We start from the raw sequence: 18,520 nt of genomic DNA, 5'->3' as shown, positions 1-18,520 counted from the left end.
TGGGATAACAGTGGAAATTATCTTCAGAAATCTGGCGGGAACTGGTATTTGAAAGATTCTAATAAGCGAAAACTTACCGGATTACGTTATTTGTCAATCCCAAAGACAGAGTTTTTAAAAACAGGATTTTATATGTTTGATAAAAACGGAAAACTTTTGAGAAAGCAATCCGTTTATTATTTCGATAAAAAGACAGTTTCTGGTGTCCGCTTTGATAAATACCACATCACAGACTCCAATGGAAGAATTTCAAAGGGAGAGCGTGGCTTTGTAAACATAGCTGAACAGAAGGTACGGGGCAAAAAAATTATCGCAGGCATTTATTATGTGGAAGCGTACGGAAAACTGGCTGATCGTGGAACAGTACGCTATATAAGACAGAGAAGATTCGGTGGGCGTAATTTTAAAGGTGGTTATTATTATTTCTATGGAACCGGAAGAATCTGCATGTGTCCGTCTTTTCATAAAGTGAACAAAACAGTTCAGGGAAAAAAGTTTAACGGAATTTATTATTTTGGCAATGATAACGGAAGAATGGTGCAGAAGGCAGGGTGGGTAACCTGTGAGGGCCAGCAATATTATGTAGACCAAAATGGAAAAATGCTGGTGAACCGGTGGAAAGATGGTTATTACCTGAAATCGAACGGAACCATTGCGAAAAATATGAAAACACCGGATGGTCAGTATGTGGACTGGCAGGGAAGAAAAAGTACAAGATCAGAGTATGCTCTAAGTGCATTTAAATCGGAATTGGAGAGCTTTGTTTCTGCCTACGGTGGAGACTGGTCTGTTTATATAAAAGATCTGAAAACAGGAAATGTTGTAAACATAAATGATCGGGAAATGTATCCGGCAAGTACGATCAAGGCATTTGTGATGGCGTCGGTCTATGATCAGATCCGTCAGGGAAAAATGCAATACAGCTCCGGTGTGTACAGCTTGCTGTGGGATATGATCACCGTCAGTGATAATGAATGTTATAATGAACTGGTAAGGCGTCAGGGAGGCGGAAGCTTTGTAGGAGGAACGGCTGTAGTGAACCAATATCTTCGAAAGAACGGTTACAAAAATACCGGTTGTCACAGTTCCCTGCATCCGTCTTCTTCTGCCTGGAGCAGTGATGGCTGGCGTAACACGGCATCTGCAAAAGATTGTGGGATACTCTTAGAAAAAATCTATCGAGGTCAGTGTGTTTCTCAACAGTATTCCAGAGAAATGCTAAATCTTTTACTGCATCAGACGAAACGATACAAAATTCCATCAGGTCTTCCGACAGGTATAGTATGCGCGAACAAAACTGGTGAGACAAGCTCAGTTCAGCATGATATGGCAATCGTCTATGGAAAGAAAACAAATTATGTATTATGTATATTTTCAGAAGGCGCTTCCGAAGATCATTTACTGTACGGAATTCGTTCGATTTCTTCAAGAGTATATCAATATCTGAATAAATAAAGATCAGCCAGCAGTCATAGGATCAAGAAACTTCCTTAATTGGGCAAAAATAAGGAGTGATCATTGACGTGCTGGCTGATTTTGTATTATCAAAGAAATGGTTGTGGAAGAATTTTTTACATAAGCGTTTTTCTTAGCCCTAAATATGCCGGATATTTCCGGTGTTAGTAGTATCGTATCCGGTTTGAAGAGCTAAAAACCGGCGGAAAGGTTCGGATGCAATGGTTTCCGCTACGGCCTGAAAGCCGGGGGTGCTCAGATTTTTGGTCTGCATAACCAGGAAGAGTGATTCCTGGCAAACAGGAAGAAAATCCAGCTCCGGAAAGTTTCTCGCTACACAGGCCTCGCCAAGAGCTATGTCTGCCTGTCCGCCAGCCACTGCAGCAGCCGTGGAGTGATCGGTAACAAGCTCATTTCGATATCCGGATATGGAATCCGGTGAAATTTCGGAAGACAGAAGTGTACGGTCAAGAAGGATGCGACGGCTGCTTCCTTTTTCGCGGTTCACAAAAATAATATCTGCCCGTGTAAGATCAGAAAATCCCCGGATATTTTTGGGATTTTCTTTTTTTACATAGAAGCCGACGGGATATTGACACAGAGAGATCACAGTCAGTGGGATACCGGGTATAAGGCTATGGATATCTTCCGGTGAGGCGGATGCACAGGCAATGTGGACTTTTTCAAAATAGAGAGAATACAGTCCGTTGTAGGTATTCATGTGAGACTGCAGAACAGGCAGATTGTCCGGGTGTGTGGGAAGCTGATTCAGGAGAAGATCCAGAGCCGGAGAAGCCTGTCCGCTGATGATCAGTCCACTGGAATGCAGAAGATAATCCCTTTTCAAAAGAGAACTCTCCGGCTGGTGATCATAAGACTGAGCAGAAGACGCAGAACATTCCGAACCCTTAAGATACTGAGACAGCTGTTCCTCGCTGACCCGCAGCTGTTTGCCGACTTTGGAGGAGGAAAGCTCTCCGCGTTTGATCAGGTCATATACTGTGGATTTTTTGATCTTTAGTTTATCTGCAACTTCCTGTGCTGTGTAGACTTTATTCATCGATACCTACCATAACATTGGTTGCCTTAATAACTGCGTAAGCATCAGAGCCTACTTTCAGTCCAAGTTCTTTCACCGCCGCACAGGAGATGGTAGCAGTGATGATATTTCCACCACCGATATCGATGGAAACGATGGAATTTACAGCTCCCTGGTTGATGTTGATGATTTTTCCTTTTAACTGATTACGTGCACTGAGTTTCATAAGTAATTCTCCTTTTCTTGAATATTGAATGAACCGGATCAGGCAAGTTCTCTGCTTCCGTTGTGCAGAGCAATGAACCTTGTGTGGGATTTGTCTGTATCAGGAGTGCTGTAAGCCACTCATGATAAGAAACGAAGCGGATCGTGAACATCCGCCTGGCTTGTCAACTATGTATTTATGATAGCACTTGTAGAGAAAAACAGCAATGCCTTATAGCTTGACAAGAAACTTTTCTTTCGGTAAAATTAAACAAAACCATTCAAAACTAAACAAAACTGAACGAAACGGAAAAGGAGAGAAACAAAAGATGAAGAAAAAAATCTTAGCAGCCCTTACCGCGGGAATTTTAACAACAGGCCTTATGACCGGAACTGTTTTTGCGGCGGACACAGAAGTGAAAGGTGATGAGAACCTGAAGGGAGAGGTTTATGCATTTATTGCTGCCAGCCTCAGCAATTCCATGGAGGAGATCCAGAAGGATTTCAATGAGCTTTATCCGAATGTAACGATCTATTACAGTGCAGACAGCTCAGGTACACTGCAGACACAGATCGAGGAAGGTGCACGCTGTGATCTTTTCTTTTCAGCAGCAGATAAACAGATGGATGCCCTCACAGAGGAAAAACTGACAAAGGAAGACACCGTTAAGGATCTTCTTGAGAACAAAGTCGTTCTGATCAGACCAAAGGACGGAGAGACAAAGGTAACAGGATTCGAGAATATCACAGACGCTGAGAATATGGCGCTTGCAGGAGAGGATGTTCCGGTGGGACAGTACGCCCGTGAGATCTTTAACAATCTTGGAATCATGGACGATGTAAACAAAATGGAGATCAACGAGTGCAAGAATGTAACGGATGTACTTGCAGCAGTCAGTGAAGGAAGTAATGAGGTTGGTGTTGTATATGCGACAGATGCTGCGTCTGTTACTGATAAAGTAGATATCATCGCAGAGGCGCCGGCAGACAGCCTTAAGACGCCGGTTCTTTATCCTGTGGGACTTATCGAGGACAAGGAAGCATCGGAAGACGATACCAGGGCAGCAGAGGCTTTTCTTGATTATGTGGAGTCTGACGCAGCAATCAAGGTATTTGAGGACTATGGATTTACAGCATATGAGGCTGAGGATTCCGAGGATGCCACAGAAGCTTCTGCAGACAACACGGAGGCTGAGGACAGCACAGCTTCCGCAGACAGCACATCCAAATGAGTATGGTGTAGAAAACCGGCAGGCAGTAAATATTGAAACACAGTAAATGCCGGCACAGGAATGAAATATGACAGAATTTTTGAGAGAAATAAACTGGAGTCCTCTGTGGATTTCCTTAAAAACAGGTCTGGCAGCCACAGTGATCGCTTTTTTTCTGGGAATATTTTGCGCCCGGAAGATCATGAAGCTGAAGCCGGGAGCCAGAGCAGTACTGGACGGGATCCTTACTCTTCCGCTGGTACTTCCTCCTACAGTGGCTGGATTTTTTCTGCTACTGATCTTCAGCCTGAAAAGGCCCTTCGGAAGCTTTCTTCTGGATAATTTTGATATTAAGATCGTGCAGACCTGGAAGGGCTGTGTGGTCGCAGCGGCAGTGATTGCATTTCCGCTGATGTACCGCAATGCACGGGCTGCTTTTGAACAGGTGGATATAAATCTTATCCATGCAGGTCAGACTCTGGGGATGAGCGACAGCCGGATCTTCTGGCGGGTAGTCATGCCGGCGGCAGGACCGGGGATCGCATCCGGAACAGTGCTGGCATTTGCACGCGCGATCGGAGAATATGGCGCAACCTCTATGCTTGCCGGAAATATCCTTGGAAAAACCAGAACAGTTTCTGTTGCCATTGCATCAGAGACAGCAGCCGGAAATTACGGAACTGCAGGCTTCTGGGTCGTTGTGATCGTGCTGATCTCCTTTGTGATCGTAGCGCTGATCAATATCGTATCCGGAAGAGGAATGAAAACAAGAAGGTGGATCTGATGGCAGTCAAAGTAAATATCGAAAAAAACTTCCGTGATTTTTCCCTGAAGGTAGATTTTGAAGGCAGTTCGGCAGCCATTGGGCTTCTTGGTGCTTCCGGCAGCGGAAAAAGCATGACCTTACGCTGTATTGCAGGGATCGAAACACCGGATAAGGGAAGGATCGTTATCAATGGAAAAACAGTGTTTGATTCTGAAAAAGGGATCAATTTGAAACCGCAGAAGCGACGGATCGGATATCTGTTTCAGAATTATGCGCTGTTCCCAACCATGACAGTGGAACAGAACATCCGCTGCGGTTATCGTGGGGAAAAATCCTCCGCCAGAGAAAAAGTGGCAGATCTGATCCGGCGATATCATCTGGAGGGGTTGGAGAAGCGCCTGCCCTCACAGCTTTCCGGCGGACAGCAGCAGAGAGTGGCACTGGCCAGAATGATGATTGGAGAGCCGGAAGCTATTCTTCTGGATGAGCCGTTTTCCGCACTGGACGGTTACCTGAAGGATGTGCTCCAGCGGGAGATGCAGGATTTCCTCAAGGACTATCCGGGAGATATGATCCTTGTGACACACAGCAGAGATGAGGCCTATAAATTCTGCAGGGAGCTTTCCATTGTACATGAAGGCAGAATCCTTGTGACAGGGGAGACAAAGCAGCTGTTTGAGAGACCGGGACTTCTGGAGGCAGCAAAGCTTACCGGCTGTAAGAATTTTTCCAGAGCGGAGAGGCTGGGACCTCACGAGATCTATGCGGCGGACTGGAAAATGAAGCTCCATACCGAAGAAAATGTAGATGAGGATATTACCCATGTAGGGATCCGTGGCCACTGGATCCGCCCGGAATCAGAGCCGGGTGAGAACTGTATGGCAGTGCAGGTAGACCAATACATAGAAACTACATTTGAACATCAGTATATGATCCGAAACAAAGCGGAAGAGAATGCTGCCGGATTATGGTGGATGCGTCCCAAAAACAGCTTTACGGAGGATCCGGACAAAGATCTTCCGGAATATCTGTATTTTCCATCGGAGCATCTGATGCTGCTGAAATAAAGAACCCCCGGAAACAGACATTATCTGCTGTTTCCGGGGATTTTTTGTGTTCCTGCATTTTGGATGGATTTTTACGAGCAGAATCTATTTTCCATGATTTCCGGAATAGGTAATGTAATCGGACACCATCATGGCAAGCTTGAAGGCCAGTGCATCCTCAAAGGTACGGATATCCAGGCCAAAACGCTTCTGTAGCTTTTCAAAACGGTACACCAGAGTATTCCGGTGCACATAGAGCTGTCTGGAGGTTTCAGAAAGGTTCAGGTTATTTTCAAAGAAGGTCCGGATGATATTGAGGGTTTCGTCGTCAATAGATTCCAGGGATTCTTCTCCGAAGATCTCGCCTACAAACATGTTGCAAACCTGAGTGGGAAGCTGATAGATCAGACGTCCGATGCCCAGACGGTTGTAACCGAAAACGTTTTTGTCAGCATAAAAGATCTTGCCGACCTCCAGAGCAGTGCGGGCTTCCTTGTAGGCATCGGAAAGCTCCATGATATCATCTGCAACATTGCTGTAGGAAACCCAGGCAGAGGTCATGGCCTCTGTATTGAGCATATCCACCAGCATGCAGGCGATACCCTCCAGTTCTTCGTAGCTTTCGGTGCTCTGAAGCTCACGTACTACGATGATGCCGGAATCATCCAGTGCAGTGATAAAATCCCGTGTGCGGGCAGAAAAGATGTTGCGGATGGTAGCCAGGGCATTTTCGTCCTTGTGCTGCTTGGTTTCCACAAGAAATACCGCACGGCGGGCAGAAGGTGTGATATGAAGACGGGCAGCCTTGTTAAAAGCTTCTACCTGGGAATAGCGGTCCAGGAGAAGATTCTGCATAAAGGAGTTCTTGTCTGTTTTTTCCGTATAGGCAGTGAGGAGACTTTCTACCTGGCAGACAGCAAGCTCTCCGATGGTAGAAGCCTGCTCTCCGGAGCCCCATACGATCAGAAGCATATTGCTCTGAGGTATGTTGTTCAGCTTGTACAGACTGCAGCTGCGGTTGGAGATGCATAAGGCAGGATCCTCCCGAAACTGAGCAAGCTTTTCAGAAGAAGGAAGTCGGCGGTCCCCTGTGGAAATGTATATCTGGTCATTTTCATCCAGAATACAGAAATCAAGACCGCTGATCCGGTTCCAGTCATCCAGACATTTTTGAATTGTTTGCTGTATTTTCATAAAAAGCGTCCTTTCTGATGTGAAATAAAACTAGTGAAATAAAAAGAAACCCCGGGAAATCATATCCCCCGGGGTTACATTCTGTTTTTATGATTCGACGAGAATTAGTTTGTGATAGTAAGCTCTGTCTCTTTGTCGAAGAAGTGAGCTTTCTCCATATCGAATGCAAATCTGATCGGATCACCGGTCTTAGCTGTTGTACGAGGATCAACTCGTGCTGTAACCTGAGTTCCGTCAACATCGAAGTACAGGAATACTTCAGCACCAAGAAGCTCGTAAACTTTAACTACGGAGTTCATTGGTTTGCTTGGAGATGTCTCAAGGAACATCTGAGAATCATGGATATCCTCAGGACGGATACCAAGAACAACTTTCTTTCCAACATAGCCTTTGTCTTTCAGGACTTTAGCCTTAGCTGCCGGAACAATAACCTCATGCTCACCACCGATCGTAGCAACTACATTGCCGCCTTTCTCGGAGATAACAGCATCAAGGAAGTTCATCTGCGGAGATCCCATGAATCCTGCAACGAAGAGGTTGCCTGGTTTCTGATACAGGTTCTGTGGTGTATCAACCTGCTGAACAACACCGTCTTTCATAACAACGATTCTGGTACCAAGTGTCATAGCCTCTGTCTGGTCATGTGTTACATAGATGATGGTAGCACCAAGTCTCTGATGGATCTTAGAGATCTCGATACGCATCTGTACACGAAGCTTAGCATCCAGGTTGGAAAGAGGCTCATCCATAAGGAATACCTTAGGATTACGAACGATAGCACGTCCCATAGCAACTCGCTGTCTCTGACCACCGGAAAGAGCCTTCGGTTTACGATCAAGAAGCTTGTCAAGGTCAAGGATTCTTGCTGCTTCACGAACAGCCTTGTCAATCTGGTCCTTCGGAACTTTACGAAGCTTAAGTCCGAATGCCATGTTATCATAAACTGTCATATGAGGATACAGAGCGTAGTTCTGGAATACCATTGCGATATCACGGTCCTTAGGCTCAACATCGTTCATGACTTTGTCACCGATCTTAAGTGTACCACCGCTGATCTCCTCAAGACCTGCGATCATACGAAGTGTTGTAGATTTTCCACATCCGGATGGTCCTACGAAGATGATGAATTCTTTGTCTTCAATCTCCAGGTTGAAATCTTTAACTGCCTGGAAGCCGTTCGGATAAGTTTTATTAATGTGAGATAATGATAAACTTGCCATTGTTGTTTCCCTCCAAAATTAATATATTGTTTTTACGTAATTTCCTTTGCTGGTTAACAGTATATCGAAAATGAGAGAAAAGGGCTAGAGCTGAATCTTACAAAGTTTCCGGCAGTTTCTTGTCATTCTGACGAAAAAACGAAAGGGGATTTTTCGTCATTTTGTCAAAACGACGGTTTCCTATGTACAGGTTCACGAAACATTATATGGTATTCAGGCAGAATCCTCAATATGTAAAAAAGTTCAAATGAGTTATTTACAACTAACCTAAGTTGGAGTATACTAACTTATTAGATAAAAGAAAAGTTTTCTCAATAAAGGAGGGATCAGAATGCATATTGCAGAAGCCGAAACAGAAGAGAAAAAAACAGGATGCTACCGACATACAGAGATGCAGAGGGATCTTATTATAGAGAAACTGAAGGAGAAGGGGCTCCGCATCACCAGACAGAGAAAGATTCTTCTGGACATTATCCTGGAGGGAGAGTGCTCCTGTTGTAAGGAAATCTATTACAGGGCTTCCGCACTGGATCCGAAGATCGGTGTAGCTACAGTATACCGTATGGTCAATACGCTGGAATCCATTGGTGCTATCAGCCGAAAGAATATGTATCGCGTGGCATGCAGCACAAAAGGCGTCTGCACAGTAGAACTGGATGATGATACGATATGCCATCTGTCCGGACAGAAGCTTAATGAAGTGATTCTTGCAGGACTTCGGGCCTGCGGGGAGATCAGTGAACAGAATATCCGTACCCTGGCGCTGCTGCCTGTTCATGAGGTCGGGTGAGTATGGAAAAGCTATGGCACAATATAATAGGAAAGAAGAGGTTTGTACAGACTAAGAATTAGATAGATTAAACTATTAGTAAAAATTAACTGTTAGGCAAAAATAACTGAAAATTTAACAAATTGTGTTGAATTCACACAAAAAACACTGGACTTTTTTTTACAGACATTTTATAATAATGAAAATATCGGGGCGGACATGAAAAATCCTCACCGGGAATCAGAAAAAAATAAAAATCATATATCAGGAGGAAATTATTATGGCAGACTTTAAATTCAAGAAATCAGGACTTTTTGCAGCAGGCGTTCTTTTCGGTACAGCAGGAATCAAGATCCTCACAAGCAAGGATGCGAAGAAGCTTTACACAGGATGCACAGCAGCCGTTTTAAGAGCTAAGGACTGCATCATGAAAACAGCTACGAATCTTCAGGAGAATGCTGAAGATATTTATGCTGAAGCTAAGGAGATCAATGAGGAAAGAACAGCAGCTGAAGAGGCTGTAGAGGATGTTGAGACAGAAGCAGAGGAAACTGCAGATGAGGATGCATTCAAAGAAACAGCAGAAGAGACAGCAGAAGAGACAGCTGAGTAAAGAGGCGATTTTCCGTGAAATTTTATATCAAACATGAGACAAGAGGCCGGCTTCGTATCCATCTTGCTCAGAAGAGGATGAGCTACGGGCAGGCAGATACGCTGTTGTATTATCTCGAGAATCTTGATGGAGTGGTTTCTGCCAAGGTATATGAGAGAACCTGTGACGCAGTTGTAAATTATCGGGGCAGCAGAGCTGCGGTTATCCGTGGTATCAGCGAATTTCATTATCAGGATGTAGAGGTTCCTTCACAGGTGCTGCAGAGCTCAGGGAGAGCACTGAATGCAGAATATCAGGAGAAGCTGATCTCCAAGGTGATCTGCCATTACGGAAGAAGGCTTTTTCTGCCATATCCGCTGAATGCCATTTATACAACAGCTACTTCCCTGAAATATATCTGGAAGGGAATCGATACACTTCTTCACCGTAAGATCGAGGTGCCGGTCCTGGATGCCACTGCAATTGGAGTGTCTGTATTACGTCAGGACTTTGGTACTGCAGGCTCCATCATGTTCCTGCTTGGGATTGGAGAGATCCTGGAAGAGTGGACGCACAAGAAATCCGTAGGTGATCTTGCAAGAACCATGTCCCTGAATGTTGGCAGGGTATGGCTGAAGAAAGAGGATCAGGAGATCTTGGTAGAGTCCGGAGAGGTCCAGCCGGGAGATGAGGTTGTTGTACGTATGGGTACCGTAATTCCTTTTGACGGAAGTGTTACAGATGGAGAGGCTATGGTCAACCAGGCTTCTCTTACCGGTGAGTCTGTACCTGTATGCAAGAAAGAGGGCAGCGTTGCCTATGCAGGCACTGTTGTGGAGGAAGGTGAGATCACCATCCGCGTAAAGACGGTAGGTGGTTCCAGCCGCTATGACAAGATCGTTACCATGATCGAGGAGTCTGAGAAGCTGAAATCTTCTTTGGAGGGAAAGGCAGAGCATCTGGCAGATAAGCTGGTTCCCTATACTCTTGGAGGAACAGCACTTACATATCTCCTTACCAGAAATGCCACCAAGGCCCTTGCGATCCTGATGGTGGATTTCTCCTGCGCGCTTAAGCTTGCAATGCCGATCTCTGTATTGTCTGCGATCCGTGAGGCCGGTACACATAAGGCTACAGTTAAGGGCGGTAAATATCTGGAAGCAATGGCTGAGGCAGATACCATCGTATTTGATAAGACAGGAACTCTGACAAAGGCGAAGCCAACCGTTGTGGATGTGGTTCCTTTTGACAACAATGATCCGGAGGAGATGCTGCGTATCGCCGCATGTATGGAAGAGCATTTCCCACACTCCATGGCCAAGGCTGTTGTCAGTGCTGCCAGGAAGAAGCATCTGGCCCATGAGGAGATGCATTCAAAGGTTGAATATGTAGTAGCGCATGGAATTTCCACTACGATCGAAGACCATAAGGCCGTGATCGGAAGCTATCACTTTGTATTTGAAGATGAGAAATGTCTGATCCCGGAGGATGGCAAGGAGAAATTCGACAATATTCCGGAAGAGTATTCCCATCTGTATCTTGCCATTGACGGACGCCTTGCAGCCGTGATCTGTATTGAAGATCCTCTTCGTGAGGAGGCGAAAGCTTCTGTAGAAGCACTGCGTGGGGCAGGGATTTCCAAGATCGTTATGATGACAGGGGACAGTGAGCGTACAGCAGCAGCCATTGCCAGACGTGTGGGAGTGGACGAATATTATTCCGAGGTACTTCCGGAGGATAAGGCCAACTTCATCGAAAAAGAAAAGGCAGCCGGAAGAAAGGTTATCATGGTAGGTGACGGAATCAATGATTCTCCGGCACTTTCCGCAGCCAATGTCGGTATCGCCATCAGTGATGGTGCTGAAATTGCCCGGGAGATTGCAGATATTACTGTAGGTGCAGATGATCTTCAGGAGCTGGTTGTTCTGAAAGAGATCAGCAATGCACTGATGAAGCGTATCAGACGCAATTACCGTTTTATTATTACCTTTAACGCAGGTCTTATCGCCTGTGGCGTTGCAGGTATCCTGCAGCCGACTTCATCCGCACTTCTGCATAATACCTCCACACTGGCGATCAGCCTGAAGAGTATGCAGAATCTGCTTCCATAGAAAATTTTTAACCGAATCAAGTAAGTCCCCTGTAGGATTGCGAATATCCGCTTGACAATAAATATAAAAAGCCGGCCAGGTTATCGAAGAGATAAGAGCTTCGTACCTGGCCGGCTTTTTTAGGCTGCTCAGACGTGGATCGCAGGTATCAGCCTGAAGGTGTAGGTGTATGAAGTAAGTTTTATTCCTGAGGAAAGGGTTCGCTTTCCAACATCAGTCCGTCAGTCATATGATAGCGTTTCTTTTGGGTATCCGAACGGAGAGGCCGGGTATGAAGGCTTCGGTACCTGGAGGGGCTCATATGATAAAATTTTTCGAAGGTATGTGCAAAATGCTGCCGGCTGTTGTATCCGGAAGAAAAGGCAATATCCGTAATGTGCAGAGTACTGTTGCACAGAAGAAAGGCGGCCTGTTCCATACGCTTGCGGTTGATATAGGTATTGATGGTGCAGCCGTTTTTTTCTGTAAAGAGCGCCTGCAGGTAGGATTTGTTGATCCCTGCATATGCGGAGATAGCAGGAATATCAATGTCTTCCAGATAATGCTCGTCAATATAGCGGAGCGCTTTTTTCAGATAGACGATTCCCTGGGGGCTCCGGCTGGAGCGGGCGCAGAATGCAAGCTCTGTAAGCATGCGGCTGAAAAGAAGAAAGAAGAGAAATTCTTCCTTTTGTATCTGACCGGAATTTTGTTGTAAAAAGGTGAGCAGATCCTTCAGGCTGTATCCGAAGCTGCGGGAATCCGCGCCGGAGCAAAAGCCCTGGGAGGCTTCCGTAAAATTCCAGAACCAGGAAAATCCGGGATCCTTTTTCAGGAGAAGCTCCAGAGCAACCGGACTTTTTTCGGGAGTAAGGGAAAATTCCAGATTCAGGATCGAGCAGGGAAAACCATCCGGAATCTCCAGCCTGTGAGGTACATCCGGCCGGATAAAGATAAATTGCCCGGATTTCAGTGGGAATTCCGTGTCCTGTGTGCCATCCAGACAGAAAACCCGGCAGGAACCGGAGGTGATATACATGATCTCATAGCTGGAATGTGTGTGATGCTCCATATGATAATAAGGCAGGGAGAGAGCATAAAAAGCAGAAATATGGAAATATCGGGAAGAGTCCTGGAAAATATCTGGCATGAAAAAACCTCCTGAGTATACTGCGAAGCGGAATGTAAATATTTCAGCTGTAAATTGCGAGTCGGACAGATGCAGATATTCGATTAAATCGCCCTACATGTCTGACTGACTGTACTCTTTACTGTCAGCAAACAGTATATCACGCAAAAATAAATACGACAATATATTGCATTTTTACATTCAGGGGATGATACCTGTCACCTTATAAAAAAACAGATATTATACTGTGATCAGAATCAGAAAAACGGAGGGTATTTTCTATGAGCTATAAAAATGAAAACATGAAAATGATCGAATTACATGAGAATGGCCTGGATATCCAGTTTCGTATCCGGGAAAACGGCGTGGTAGAGCTGGCAGATTTTTCTTCACAGGAAGTAAAAAAAGCAGTCATGGAGCCGAAGGATGATATCTGTTATCCGGCTGTTGAGATCCACAGAAGCGGCACAGGAAGCTTAAACATGCATGCCTACAAAAACAACATCAATCAGTCCTCTGTGGATTTTGTTTATGAGAACCATGAGCTGAAGGCACAGGCCGGCGGAAAAGAGCTGGAGATCGTAATGATTTCCCCGGAAAAGCTGAAGGCAGTATATCATATGCGCCTGTTTGACGGAGTGCCGACAGTACAGACCTGGACAGAGATCATCAACGAGGGAAGCGAGGATCAGGGGCTGACCTATGTTTCTTCTTTTATGTATCAGGGAATTTCCAGAGGCGGCGAGAAGCCTTATTATAAAAAAACAGATATCTATGTGCCGTTTAACAGCTGGTGCTGTGAGGCACAGTGGCAGAAATACGATGCAGAAACGCTGAATTTAAACGGAATGGTCGTAGATGGCTTCAATCATCAGGGATATGGCCTGAACCGTTATTGTTACAGTGGAAAGGGCACCTGGTCTACCTGTGAGTATCTTCCCATGGGAATTGCCGAGGACAGAGAAACAGGGGAGACGTATATTTTCCAGATTGAAAGCTCCGGACAGTGGCTGGCAGAATATGGCTCTGCACAGGGCGGAAATCTGTATCTTGCCTTAAGCGGCGCCACAGAGCAGGAGCATGGCTGGTATAAGAATCTGAAACCGGGAGAAAGCTTTACAACCGTTCCGGCAGGGGCAGCGGTTGTAAAAGGTGGCCTGAATCCGGCAGCAGCGGCACTGACCAGATATCGGAGAAAAGTACGCAGACCGAATACGGACGATGAGAAGCTGAACGTGGTATTTAATGATTACATGAATTGCCTGATGGGAGACCCTACAACGGAGCGGGAGCTTTCCATCATTGACAAGGCAGCAGAGCTCGGATGCGAATATTACTGCCTGGATGCAGGCTGGTATGACGACGGATTCTGGTGGGACCGTGTCGGGGAATGGAAAGAAGCATCCGGAAGATTCCCCAATGGTCTGAAAGAAGTCTGCGATTATGTACACAGTAAAGGCCTGAAAATGGGACTCTGGCTGGAAATCGAGGTTATGGGAGTTGCCTGCGAGCTGGCAAACAAGCTTCCGGATGACTGGTTTGTCTGCCGTCATGGAAAACGCCACATTGACAATAAACGCTATATGCTGGATTTCCGCAATCCGGAGGTACGGAAATATTGCCGTGATGTAGTAGACAGATTGATCAATGATTACGGTGTAGAGTACTTTAAAGTGGACTATAACGTAACCATGGGATATGGAAGTGATCTGAACAGTGACAGCTGTGCAGATGCCATCCGTGAGCATTATGAATGTCTTCACCAGTGGTATGAGGAAATCTTCCGGGATCATCCGGAGCTTGTTGTGGAGAACTGCGGTTCCGGCGGACAGCGTATGGATTATGGTATGCTGAAGATCTTAAGCCTGCAGTCTACCAGTGATCAGACAGATTATCTCTACAATGCCAATATCGCTGCCAATGTAGCCAGTGCGGTAACTCCGGAGCAGGGTGGTATGTGGGTATATCCGTATGAGGATGAAGAAGAGCATGTGATCTACAATGTAGTAAATGGTATGCTTCTCCGCCCATATATCAGCGGTATGGTATGGAAGCTGGGCGAAAATTCCATGAACCGTATGAAGGAGGGAATCTCCCTGTATAAGGAGATCCGTGAGGAAGTCCGTGACGGCGTGCCGTTCTTCCCGCTTGGTTTTGGAACTCTGAAATCTGAAGTTCTTGCTTACGGAGTGAAAGCAGAGAAGAATACCTATCTTTCGGTATGGACACCGGGAACAACAGAAGCAGTGATCCCGCTGGAAAATGCAGAGCAGGTCCGCAGAGTATCCGTGATCTATCCGAAGGAAGAGATGTGCGGATATAAGATCGAAAATGGAAATCTTGTAGTGAAGATGCCACAGGAAAAAGCGGCCAGACTGTTTAAGATCGAGATGAAATAGAAAATCAGGAAAGACCGTAAGTTTGACGAAGAGGCGTGGGCAAAAATAAAAGAGCGCCGGCATTTTTACCAGAAAGCTCATCAGTCTGGATGAAGTTGCAAAGATCCCAGCTGTGTACCTGAATTATAAGAAATACAGATGGGTGAAGGATCTGACAGTGAAAAGCGAATAGAAACAGAAAACAGCAGAGCTGTATGTCCCGGGATTACAGGGAATATACAATTCTGCTGTTTTATTTTATGAGATTATCTGTTTTCCGCAAGATATTCTTCTGTAAGAGCAACCGCATCGGTGATACACTGCGGGCAGCTGCAGAGAACCTTGCCTGTCTCTACACCTTTTAATTCACGGCAGATACAGGAACCGTTTTTTTCTTTGAATTTCTGGATATAGGTGCGGAGCTTTTTGTAAGTGTCACCTTTGGAGCCGGAACCTTCTTCGGTATTTCCGCGGCTGTTGGAAAGTCCGATGATCATAGCCATACCGGAAAGAGCACCGCACATTTCCATAACACCCATTCCAAGGCCGAAGCCCTCGGCAATACGGAACATCTCGTTTTCATCGATGCCAAATTCCTGGCAGAAAGAACAGGCAACTGCCTGTGCACAGTTACAGCCATTCTCGTGTAATTTTGTAGCGTGTTCAGCTTTTGTACTCATGATTTCTTATCCTCCTGATTTCAGATCGCAAGCATATTTTTGATCGCTTCCATATAGATCAGTACTGCTTCTTCCATGCCGGAGACCAGGATAAATTCATCGGCTCCGTGGATACGGTAGTCAATTCCCTCTTTTTCAGGTCCGAAGGCTATGATGTTTTTGAGGGATTTTGCGTAAGTGCCGCCTCCGATGACCATTGGTTTGTGTTCGGTATCGCCGGTCACATCTGTGTAAGCTTTGTAAAGAGCATTTACCAGCGGAGATTCTCTTGGGAAGAATAACGGAGCAACAACCTTTATGATCTCAATACGACCGTTTTTATCTTCCAGTCTGTCCTGGCACATTTTGCGGATATCGGTCTCATTAAGAGTTACCGGAACACGGATATCGATGGTACAGGAAATGACACCGTTTTCTGTTTTTACGATTCCGTTGCATAACGTCAGATCGCCGTATTCATCTGCAAATTTCAGACCAATGCCGGAGCCGTCACATGCAGTGCCGATATGGGAGTTATAGAATTCCACAAAGTCATCTTCAAAGCCTGCTTTTGCCAGACATTCAAAGGTTACTCCTGCAGCATTGACACCGAGATGGGGAGTGCTGGCATGAGCCGGAATACCTTTGGCGTAGATGGTGAGCTCACCATTTTCTTCGGTTACCTTATATTCCTGGAGCTTCGTCCGGGAAAGTGCGGATTCCAGCTTTTCCTTCAGACCGTCCTCATCGGGAACAATGGTTGTACAGGTGTCACACATTGCATTGGATACAAAACCGCCGTTCATGGAGATAATCCGGGTGTTTTTGGAGCAGGCGATCATGGCAAGCTGACCTTTTTCACCGTGGATACACGGGAAGCTGGCATCCGGTGTGAAACCGCAGGAAAGCTCTTCTGCTACCTGATTGTAGTGATCCATACATTTGGAACCTGTTTCCTCGTTGCAGCCCATGATCAGGCGGACTCTTTTGTTCAGCTTCACGCCGTGGTCGCGGAGAAGCTTCATGGCATAGAGCGCTTCCAGGATAGGGCCTTTGTCATCAGTGGTCCCGCGGCCGTATACATGATCGTCTTCACGGGTAAGGCGGAACGGATCGTAGGTCCAGTCTCCGCCTACAGGAACGATATCCAGATGACCGGCGATGCCGACGATCTCATCGCCCTCACCCATTTCGGCATAACCGCAGTAGTTATCCAGGTTTACGGTTTTAAAGCCAAGTTCTTCGGCAATCTTCAGTCCCTCTTCCAGGGCTTTTGCAGGACCCTCACCAAATGGTTTTCCCTCGGAAGGGGTACCGAGCTGGGAGTCAATGGCAACCAGTCTGCCAAGATTTGTGAGCATTTCTTCTGATAATGCGTGGATTTCCTCTTTAATATCCATATTGATTTCCTCCTGTTTACAGCGTTCCGGAAAGTGACAGGATGGAACGCTGATGTTATGAGCTCTATTATAGCATAGATTGTAATGAATGGCAGAGTGGATTTTTACCTGTTGAAGACGTACCGATCCATTCGGCGGAAGGCTTCTTCTATGCGGGAACGGGGTGAGGCCAGATTCATTCTTAGGTGACAGGGACCGAAAAACATCCTGCCGTCCTGGACGGCAACGCCGACATCCCAGCAGGCTTTTTCCACATCTTCGATTGTTTTGCCATGGGCAGTACACCAGTCGGTGCAGTCGGCAAAGAGCATGTAGGTGCCTTCCGGTCTGGAAACGTTGACACCCTTAAAGTGCCGGTCAATGTAATCACAGGCAAAGCTTACATTTCCGCTTAGTACTTCGCATAGTTCATCGGTCCATTCATAGCCTTCAGGCTGATAAGCGCCAAGCAGAGCGTGCATGGACAGAACATTCATCATATTATAATGGCTCAGACTGGACTCCTTCAAAATACGATCCCGCCACCAGCTGTTGTATACAATGTGATAGCTGCCAACAAGTCCTGCCAGATTAAAGGTTTTGGATGGAGCGTAGAAGGCTGCTGTACGCTGGCGGGCATCTTCGCTGACGGACTGGCTGGGGATATGCTTATGGCCATTCAGGATGAGGTCAGACCAGATCTCGTCTGAGATGACGTAGACATCATATTTTCGGTACAGCTCCATGGCTTTTTCCAGCTCCCGGCGTTCCCACACGCGTCCGCAGGGATTGTGTGGATTGCAGAGAATGGCAGCGTGGATCTTCTTTTCACGGAGTTGTTTTTCCATGTCTGCATAATCCATTCTCCATATGCCGTTTTCATCCCTTACCAGCGGAGAATGTACGGCCTCGTAGCCGTTGTTTTTCAGGCTTGAGGTGAAGCCTATGTATGTCGGGCTGTGGACCAGGACGTTATCACCGCGGGAGCAGATGCAGTTCAGTGCACTGATAACTCCGCCCAGAACGCCATTTTCGTAGCCAATGTGCCTGGGCTTCAGACCGGTGACACCGTGGCGTGTTTCCTGCCAGCGGATGATGGCTTTATAATATTCCGGCGGGGCTTCGAAGTAACCGAAGGCCGGGTGACTGGCCCGTTCGATGATCGCCTGCTGTATGGTAGGTACAGTAGGAAAGTTCATGTCTGCTACCCACATCGGGATGGCATCGAAGCCCTCCTTCGGCGGGGCAGGAGAGAAACCATCGCCCTTCAGGCCGTCTACTGCGATGGAATCTCTGCCATGTCGGTCAATGATGGAAGTGAAGTCGTATTTCATATGAATGCTCCGTTACTGAAAACTTATAAAAAGTTATAAACTTCTATGTTTCATT

Annotated in this window: 16 protein-coding genes; 8 read left to right on the top strand and 8 right to left on the bottom strand. The window is 46.2% G+C overall.

The genetic code is table 11. From position 1 onward, the window contains the following. The first annotated feature begins 132 nt into the window (after positions 1-132). A complete protein-coding gene (locus DW694_RS09500; RefSeq protein ID WP_173722537.1) occupies positions 133-1,455 on the top strand; it encodes a serine hydrolase in 1,323 nt (440 codons plus the stop codon). A 139-nt stretch (positions 1,456-1,594) separates the two neighbouring features. Here the strand turns inward: DW694_RS09500 and DW694_RS09495 are convergent, their stop codons facing one another. Together DW694_RS09495 and DW694_RS09490 are read right to left on the bottom strand one after the other, a co-directional pair. Continuing rightward, complete coding sequence (locus tag DW694_RS09495) at positions 1,595-2,515, bottom strand: helix-turn-helix transcriptional regulator (RefSeq protein WP_110102793.1); 921 nt, start codon at positions 2,513-2,515, stop codon at positions 1,595-1,597. After that, positions 2,508-2,720, bottom strand: a complete 213-nt coding sequence (locus DW694_RS09490) for a TOBE domain-containing protein (RefSeq protein WP_110102792.1) — start codon at positions 2,718-2,720, stop codon at positions 2,508-2,510. The genes DW694_RS09495 and DW694_RS09490 overlap by 8 nt, the downstream gene beginning before the upstream one ends. A gap of 307 nt (positions 2,721-3,027) precedes the next feature. Between DW694_RS09490 and modA the strand changes: the two genes are divergently transcribed. The 3 genes from modA (at position 3,028) to DW694_RS09475 (ending at position 5,742) form a co-directional block, all read left to right on the top strand. Further along, entirely contained in the window at positions 3,028-3,930 is a 903-nt protein-coding gene (gene modA, locus DW694_RS09485) for a molybdate ABC transporter substrate-binding protein (RefSeq protein ID WP_118368932.1), read from the top strand. A 67-nt stretch (positions 3,931-3,997) separates the two neighbouring features. After that, on the top strand, positions 3,998-4,693 hold the full coding sequence (gene modB / locus DW694_RS09480) for a molybdate ABC transporter permease subunit (protein WP_021651929.1): 696 nt from the start codon (positions 3,998-4,000) through the stop codon (positions 4,691-4,693). Further along, positions 4,693-5,742 carry an ATP-binding cassette domain-containing protein gene (locus tag DW694_RS09475; protein WP_021651930.1) on the top strand — a complete coding sequence of 350 codons (1,050 nt, stop codon included), beginning with the start codon at positions 4,693-4,695 and terminating at the stop codon, positions 5,740-5,742. Before modB ends, DW694_RS09475 begins: the two co-directional genes overlap by 1 nt. An 84-nt stretch (positions 5,743-5,826) precedes the next feature. Here the strand turns inward: DW694_RS09475 and DW694_RS09470 are convergent, their stop codons facing one another. Beyond that, positions 5,827-6,915 carry a helix-turn-helix domain-containing protein gene (locus tag DW694_RS09470; RefSeq protein WP_021651931.1) on the bottom strand — a complete coding sequence of 363 codons (1,089 nt, stop codon included), beginning with the start codon at positions 6,913-6,915 and terminating at the stop codon, positions 5,827-5,829. Positions 6,916-7,019: 104 nt separating this feature from the next. After that, a complete protein-coding gene (gene ugpC / locus DW694_RS09465; protein WP_015527387.1) occupies positions 7,020-8,135 on the bottom strand; it encodes a sn-glycerol-3-phosphate ABC transporter ATP-binding protein UgpC in 1,116 nt (371 codons plus the stop codon). A gap of 331 nt (positions 8,136-8,466) precedes the next feature. Between ugpC and DW694_RS09460 the strand changes: the two genes are divergently transcribed. The 3 genes from DW694_RS09460 (at position 8,467) to DW694_RS09450 (ending at position 11,607) form a co-directional block, all read left to right on the top strand. Beyond that, on the top strand, positions 8,467-8,925 hold the full coding sequence (locus DW694_RS09460; RefSeq protein ID WP_021651932.1) for a transcriptional repressor: 459 nt from the start codon (positions 8,467-8,469) through the stop codon (positions 8,923-8,925). A 259-nt stretch (positions 8,926-9,184) separates the two neighbouring features. Then, positions 9,185-9,517 carry a DUF6110 family protein gene (locus tag DW694_RS09455; protein ID WP_118752896.1) on the top strand — a complete coding sequence of 111 codons (333 nt, stop codon included), beginning with the start codon at positions 9,185-9,187 and terminating at the stop codon, positions 9,515-9,517. Positions 9,518-9,531: 14 nt separating this feature from the next. Further along, positions 9,532-11,607 carry a heavy metal translocating P-type ATPase gene (locus DW694_RS09450; RefSeq protein ID WP_118752895.1) on the top strand — a complete coding sequence of 692 codons (2,076 nt, stop codon included), beginning with the start codon at positions 9,532-9,534 and terminating at the stop codon, positions 11,605-11,607. 181 nt (positions 11,608-11,788) lie between these two features. On the opposite strand, the gene DW694_RS09445 is transcribed toward DW694_RS09450, so the two are convergent. Beyond that, positions 11,789-12,736 carry an AraC family transcriptional regulator gene (locus DW694_RS09445; protein WP_118752894.1) on the bottom strand — a complete coding sequence of 316 codons (948 nt, stop codon included), beginning with the start codon at positions 12,734-12,736 and terminating at the stop codon, positions 11,789-11,791. A gap of 260 nt (positions 12,737-12,996) precedes the next feature. Here DW694_RS09445 and DW694_RS09440 point away from each other — a divergent pair, with 260 nt between their 5' ends. Beyond that, positions 12,997-15,114, top strand: a complete 2,118-nt coding sequence (locus tag DW694_RS09440; protein WP_118752893.1) for a glycoside hydrolase family 36 protein — start codon at positions 12,997-12,999, stop codon at positions 15,112-15,114. A 245-nt stretch (positions 15,115-15,359) separates the two neighbouring features. Here the strand turns inward: DW694_RS09440 and DW694_RS09435 are convergent, their stop codons facing one another. From DW694_RS09435 to DW694_RS09425, 3 genes are all read right to left on the bottom strand, one after another. Next, positions 15,360-15,773 (bottom strand): C-GCAxxG-C-C family protein, encoded by a 414-nt coding sequence (locus tag DW694_RS09435; RefSeq protein WP_022426236.1) that lies wholly within the window; start codon positions 15,771-15,773, stop codon positions 15,360-15,362. Between the two features lie 20 nt (positions 15,774-15,793). Further along, entirely contained in the window at positions 15,794-17,152 is a 1,359-nt protein-coding gene (locus DW694_RS09430) for a M20 family metallopeptidase (RefSeq protein WP_022426237.1), read from the bottom strand. Between the two features lie 104 nt (positions 17,153-17,256). Then, complete coding sequence (locus DW694_RS09425; protein ID WP_059086118.1) at positions 17,257-18,465, bottom strand: aminotransferase class I/II-fold pyridoxal phosphate-dependent enzyme; 1,209 nt, start codon at positions 18,463-18,465, stop codon at positions 17,257-17,259. Positions 18,466-18,520 lie beyond the last annotated feature (55 nt).

Origin of the sequence: Ruminococcus sp. AM26-12LB, assembly GCF_003480785.1 — a bacterium.
Taxonomy (GTDB): domain Bacteria; phylum Bacillota; class Clostridia; order Lachnospirales; family Lachnospiraceae; genus Blautia_A; species Blautia_A fusiformis.
The sequence above is the reverse complement of the archived record's forward strand: the minus strand, read 5'-3'. Positions and strand labels throughout refer to the sequence as shown.